5 protein-coding genes and 1 pseudogene are annotated in these 6730 nt (G+C 41.6%); 5 read left to right on the top strand and 1 reads right to left on the bottom strand.

Annotated elements, in window-relative coordinates; genetic code table 11:
- Positions 1-752: amidase family protein (locus ACFPYJ_RS32550; RefSeq protein WP_379192658.1), on the bottom strand; the 752-nt coding region annotated here is incomplete at its 3' end.
- A gap of 369 nt (positions 753-1121) precedes the next feature.
- Between ACFPYJ_RS32550 and ACFPYJ_RS32545 the strand changes: the two genes are divergently transcribed.
- The 5 genes and pseudogenes from ACFPYJ_RS32545 to ACFPYJ_RS32525 form a co-directional block, all read left to right on the top strand.
- Positions 1122-2455, top strand: a protein-coding gene (locus tag ACFPYJ_RS32545; protein WP_379192656.1) for an IS3 family transposase whose coding sequence is annotated in 2 segments (ribosomal slippage) — positions 1122-1494 and positions 1494-2455 — 1335 coding nt in all. Because the reading frame shifts where the segments join, the coding sequence is not laid out codon by codon here.
- Positions 2456-2757: 302 nt separating this feature from the next.
- A pseudogene (arsM, locus tag ACFPYJ_RS32540) lies at positions 2758-2937 on the top strand (arsenite methyltransferase); the annotation flags it as partial.
- Between the two features lie 805 nt (positions 2938-3742).
- Complete coding sequence (locus tag ACFPYJ_RS32535; RefSeq protein WP_379192654.1) at positions 3743-4984, top strand: sialidase family protein; 1242 nt, start codon at positions 3743-3745, stop codon at positions 4982-4984.
- Between the two features lie 580 nt (positions 4985-5564).
- Positions 5565-6047, top strand: a complete 483-nt coding sequence (locus tag ACFPYJ_RS32530; protein ID WP_379192652.1) for a YhfM domain-containing protein — start codon at positions 5565-5567, stop codon at positions 6045-6047.
- 187 nt (positions 6048-6234) lie between these two features.
- A partial coding sequence (locus ACFPYJ_RS32525) for an IS110 family transposase (RefSeq protein ID WP_379192650.1) occupies positions 6235-6730 on the top strand: 496 nt, incomplete at its 3' end.

Raw genomic sequence — 6730 nt, 5'->3', positions numbered from 1 at the left:
ATAATTCCGGAACGGCTGGTAAGCCCCAAAGTCGGCTTTATGCCCACGAGTGCGTTGCTTGCAACCGGCCCCCGAATGGAACCGAGCGTATCCGTGCCCATACCGACGACAGCCAAATTTGCCGCCACGGCCGCAGCGGGACCTGAGCTGGAGCCGGAAGGACCCCGGTTCAATTTATAAGGGTTCAATGTTTGCCCGCCTGACGAACTATACCCGTTAGCCCCGCCCGGCTTTCCGGGGCCAGGCGCTCCGCCATGGGCCCATTCATCCATGTTCCCTTTGGCCAGAATAATCGCCCCGGCGTCACGGAGTTTTTTCGCCATGAACGCATCCTTAACGGGGACAGTGTCTTTAAGAGAAGCGGATCCGCCTGTAGTCGGCATATCCGCCGTATCATAATTGTCTTTCAATATGACAGGAATCCCGTGCAACGGCCCTCTGGGCCCCTTTGTTTTCCGTTCCTTATCTAATTCAATAGCAGTTTCCAGCGCATGCGGGTTCACCGTAATAATCGAATTTAAATGAGGACCTGCTTTATCGATTTCATCGATTCTTTGCAGATAAAATTTTACAAGTGCTTCCGATGTAAGTTGTCCCGAAGCTAATGCTTTCTGAAGGTCTTCAATTGTGGCCTCCTCGATGACAAACGGTTTTTTGGCCGGAGAGCCTCCTTTGGCAACAACAGAGGTCGGAACAACCACAATAAGCATTAGCAATAATAAGCAAGCTATTCGTAAATTATTTTTAACCATTCAAATCATCTCCCTCTTGGCTATCATTCTTACCTTGCACGAACATGAACTTCTTGGAATACAATCCCCGACCTTTCGATGTTATTTAATTTCACATAGACATTACATATCCATTACAATATTAATGAAAGTCATATTAATTTTCAAGTGGGTAAAAATTCCAAATATCTGCCTCTTTTCGCATCGTTTGCGACAGGTCCGTATTCTTGTTCTCTTACTCCATATTTCGCCGTTAGTTTACGACCACACAAAAATGAGGTCGACCAGAAAGTAAAATGTACCCTATAGAGTAGACACTTGAAAAAGGTCTGCCCTATAGGGTACTTTTTGTATAACTTATAAAATAGAGAAACAGGAGAAAATTATCAAATGCCAAGAAACCATTTTACCCAGAAAGAAGTAGAACATCTATCCACTAATCCTTATGTCAAATCTGTAAGTATCAAGGAGATTACGTATACAGATGAGTTCAAAAGAATTTTTATAGCTGAAAATAAAACAGGAAAATCACCAAGACAGATCTTTGAGGAGAATGGTTTTGATGTCGAAGTTATAGGTATTGTCAGAGTAAATAGAGCTGCCCATAGATGGCGTACTGCTTTTAATAAATCAGGAGTGTTAGGCCTTCAGGATATGCGTAAGAGAAATTCTGGGAGACCGATCAAGAGAGAGCTTACTTTAGAAGAAAGAAATGCTCGATTAGAAGCACAAATTAAACTGTTAAAAGCCGAGAATGAATTACTAAAAAAGTTAGACATCCTGGAGAGGGGGCTGCAGGAAAACGAGTGAAAGTCACTGCTGAACAGAAATTCATTCTGATTCGTTCAGTAATTGGAAAGTACGCGCTTAAGAATATGGTCAGTTTCTTATGCAAAATTTCAGGAGTTTCGCGCTCAGGTTATTATAGTTACATTTCTTCAGATTCCCAGGAAAGAAGAAACAAACGGGAAAAAGAAGACTTAATCCTTAAAGGGAATATTTTAAAAGCCTTTCATTTTAAAGGTCGGAAAAAAGGTGCTCGTCAGATTAAGATGACCTTAGAAGGACAATTTCAAATTACGTATAACTTGAAACGGATTCGAAGAATTATGAAGAAGTACAAGATAATTTGTCCTATAAGAAGAACTAACCCGTATCTGAAAATGTTGAAAACTTCTCAAGAACACTCTGTACTTCCGAACTTATTAAACAGAGAATTTAAACAGAAAGTTCCAGGGAAAGTACTACTTACCGATATTACATATCTCTATTATGGTAATGGCCAGAAGGCTTTTTTATCTACCATTAAAGACAGTTCAACGAATGAAATTCTTGCTTATAATGTTTCCAATCGAATGACATTAGATTTAGTAACGGATACATTAGTAAAGTTGAAAAGGAATAAACGAGTAAAGTTTGCAGAAGGTGCAATTATCCATTCTGACCAAGGGGCACACTATACAAGTCCCACTTTCCAAAAATACGTACGAAAATTAGGGCTTGGACAATCAATGTCAAGGAGAGGAAATTGCTGGGATAACGCTCCGCAGTCCTTCTTTGGTCATTTCAAAGATGAAGCTTATATTAAACCCTGTAATACCTTAGAAGAACTTAAAAAGGAAATAAGAGACTATATGACTTACTATAACAATTTCCGTTACCAATGGAATTTAAAGAAGATGACCCCTGTAGAATACAGAAATCATCTTCTTTGTGTAGCCTAACCTTTTTTAAATGTCCTTTACAAAGGGTACATTTTAAAGATCTGGTGACCTCATAATACGAAAACCAGCTAATATCTTGTCAACATTTTTCTCTTAATATTAGATTCTGACCGAGGTATACTGAAAAACAGGTGCACTAAAGAACCTTCTCCGCACATGCTGGAAGGTTTTTCTTTTGGATTATAAATGTGGTAACTAAGCTAAGTCGACAAACCGTTCTTGCTTAACAAGTAGAGCAAAAATCCAGTGAAGAAGCTTATTAACACAAGCGATGAGGGCAACACGGTAAGGCTTTCCAGCTCGGCTGTATTTCGGGAGCATCCAGTATCGAAGACTTAAAACAAATGCTTTTGGATAGTGGATTTTCGAATATTACGATTGAGCCTAAGGATGAGTCGAAAGATTTCATTAAAGATTGGGTACCAGGAACGAGCATGGAAAACTATATTGTTTCAGCAGTAATTAAAGCCGTAAGACCATAAACAATGTGAGGTGAGCCGTACTATGTATTTAAACACATATGTAGCTGAAAAGCTTATGGAATATAAACAAGCTGAGCTAAAAGAAATATCTTCATACGCATGGTCTTTACGGAAAGAAACTAAATACTTATCTCTGTTAAGAAAAATATTTGCATTAAATGCCCAGAGAATAGTAAACAATACTCCTTGTTGTACGTAAATCCGTTTTTAAACAAATAGTGACTATCAGTCAGGACAGTATTTGTACGCCCTAGTTCACGATTTAAATAACATTTTCTCCAACCGATTAAGTTTAATTAATGACATCAAACACTTAAACTCTAACCGAAGAATTCCCGATTTATTATTTAAATGGCTTGATGAACAAATCTATCAGGCAGTCGGTCAGTTAATCTTCTTCTTGAAACACTCCTTTAATCGTTGAGCATACAATAAAATACTTGGAGATGAATGGGGTTTATTATGCAACCGACTCAAATATATTGTGCCTCATGTAAGCAAATCAGATGGAGCGTAGGAACATTCTCAGATATGAAGCAGTTCACGCTTCCTGGATTTGATAGCTACCCTGTCGCTATTTGCCTTGATTGTGAAGAGGAGATTATCTCTAATCTCAATAAGTTCATTCAAAAGAATAAGACAGAAGGCACAAAATAGGACACTCTATATGGAGTGTGTGGCCATCTTTTTACTTATTCTTTTCAGACTCTTCATGAAAGATCTTAATAATGAGAATAGATATCCATTGAAACCAATTTTAGGTTTATCCTTAAATATATAATGATTAATAAATGAGGGTATGCAATTGGCGAATTATCAAGTAACTCCAGGCGGTAATACGAAATTCGAACCGAGCGTGGCAGTTCATTTGCTCAGCCCAAATATCATTGTTGCAACAGCCACCGATAACACAACCGGCAGTCCGCTGGTGGGCTTATACCGATCAATAGACGGAGGTGTCAACTGGGTAAATACGCTGCTGCCCATTCCTTCCGAATTTGTCGGGGCCGAAGCCGCGTATGTTGCCTATTGTTTCGGCGATCTATTTATTATTGTGGCACATGCTTTTCCCCCCTTTGGCGCAGCCGGAACGGTGATTGTGTATCGGTCGACGGACAGCGGAGCCACTTTCTCTGCTCCGGTGATTGTAAATCAGGGTTACGGGACCTTTATCAATAACGATGCGACCAGCATCAGGATTGACCGTTCGCAAAAGAGTCCTTATCAAGGGAATGTTTATCTTAATTATACCCGCCAGACTAATATCGATTTTAATGGAAAGTCCCTTGCCTTTTATCAGCGCTCTACGAATCAAGGCGTATCCTGGGATAATCCGAAGCTGATGTCAAATCCGGATGACACGACAACAGAACGCCCGTTTACGGCAGTCGATTTGTTCGGAAACGTCTACTTCTCGTGGATCACCGCGCCTCCCTCTGCACCAAATTTCTTCATCCGCCGGTCGTTTGATGGCGGAGGCTCTTTCGGCCCGCCGATTTTGGTTTCACCGGTATCGTTTGTCCCGAGCCCGCTGCCGGTTTCAGGCTACGCCTTTCGCTGCCTGACCTTCCCGGTCATTGCGGTGGATACTTCCTTGAACCCCTTGACGAGCAACACGATCTATGCAGTTTGGCAGGATAACCGGCAGGGATATGCGGATATTTTCATGTCCAAGTCGCAGGACCTCGGAACGACGTGGAGTACGCCAAGAAGCGTAACCAATGCTACATCCGGTTCGCAAAATTTCTTCCCGGCAATAGATGTATCCTCGCAAACGGGTGCGGTCAAAATCATCTATTACACGAACAAGCTGGACGGTTTTTTGCTGAACGTGTTTGTGGCCGAATCCAATGACGGAGGCACTACGTTTACGAACAGGCAGGTAACGACGGCATCCTCAAACCCGAACGCGGGAAGCCCGACGCCGGTCGTGCTCATTGGGGATTATATTGATGTCAGCATCGTTCCGACAGAAAGATTTCTTGCGGTTTGGATGGACACGCGAACAGGAACTCAAACGATATTCGCTGGGAATTTGGATCCATAACCCAATCCAGAATTCCATCCCATCTCATGCACGCTCATGAAAGGATAAATCGTTCCAAATTTAAGCGAAGAGTCGGGTCAATAAATTCCATAAGATCAGTCCAGTTGGTTTACAGAAGATAAGAACATCATTGGAATGGTGACAACCGATACTTCACATTCGACGCGTTTGCGCAGCCGTTTTGGCAATTGGTTTGTAGAAAATCAAGTGTTATCTTTAAAAGTGAAAGCCCAGTCCATGCCTTTTGCTTCTGAAACTTTCGACGCGATAATTAGCAATAGGATCTTTTGAAATGATAGGCGAAAAACGTCCTCTTGCGTTATCCGAAATGATTCGAGTGGCAAAGACAATTTGTGGTGCCCCAAGAGGGGCATGGATGGCTACACGGGTACGATAGTTTGAATAAAACAGCAAAAGGATCCGCATCGGCGGATCCTATTTACTTCTGCACAAAATAAGAGGTTATATACAGATGTCCTAATGGACGTTGAGCTAACTGGCAGGTTAACGCAACAAAACTTCCGTCGAACCCGTCTTTATGTTGAATGCGGTTTTTAATAAGAAAAGAGGGTGGTTTCTAATGAAAAAGATATCTTGTTCGTTATTGTTGCTCCTCTTTCTATTCGCGATTATGGCGGTAGGTTGCGGGAAAATTCCTTCCGATAAAGAGCCAGAATTGACCTCGAAGGTTGGAACCCAACAGTCGTTTGATATTAAAAGTGAAAAAGAGATATTGAATATTAGATTACAATGTACGGTTGAGTGTAAACGAATGGAGAAGCCTCCAATATTCACAGAAAAGATATTTGAAGATGCTGATGAAATAAAAATCTTTGTAAAGGCAATAAACAATTCCAAAAAAATCGAGGCAGAACTTGATTACAGTACGTTTTTTCTAATGCACATAACATTTAAAGACGACACTGAAAAGGTATATGTCTTAAATGTTAACGATGCAGAAGGAGCAGTTGGATTACTTGTAAAAAAACCAGGTAGCAGCGAAGGTTACTACTCCATCCCTGAAGAACTTCATAATGAGTTAAGAACCCTAATTTATTATTGATGATTCTTTTACGTATCGCGACAGGGAAGGACCTATCAAGAAACTGCTTGTTACGCTCCCGGAGAACGATAGCATTCCTGTAGAGCGTTAAATTTCCGCTTTGCAAAAAAACGAGCGCCTCGGTACGATGGAAGTACGCAACGGGTCATAGCCCTAAAAATTCCATCATCCAGGAGGACGCTCTACTATGAAGTTTAAATCGCAGGACAAACAAAATCAACTCATTGAAAAAATTACCGCCCTGCATCTGGTCGTCGGGATCGACATCGCTCAGCAAACCCATGTCGCACGTGCAGTTAATTTCCGAGGAATCGTGGTCGGGAATCCCCTATCCTTCTCAAACGATGAGGAGGGTTTTCACAGCCTTCTTCGGTGGATTCAATCGCTGCAAACCGCTCACACTTTAACGGCAGCCATTGTTGGCATGGAGCCTACCGGACACTACTGGCTTAATCTATCCAAATGGCTCTCAAATCGTCAGTTTGAAGTTGTTCTCGTCAATCCACATCTCGTAAAAAAGAACAAGGAAAACCGCGACAATACGCCATCCAAGAGTGACAAAAAGGATGCCCTGGTCATCGCCGACATGGTCAAAAACGGCTACTACTCGTTCATACGCAACACACCAGAAGCCTTTGAAGAACTACGTGTCTTTCTCTCAAACCGCGACTCTGTCGTAACGA

The organism is Paenibacillus solisilvae (assembly GCF_042656405.1).
Lineage (GTDB): Bacteria > Bacillota > Bacilli > Paenibacillales > Paenibacillaceae > Paenibacillus_Z > Paenibacillus_Z solisilvae.
This window is presented reverse-complemented; position numbering and strand designations above follow the sequence as displayed.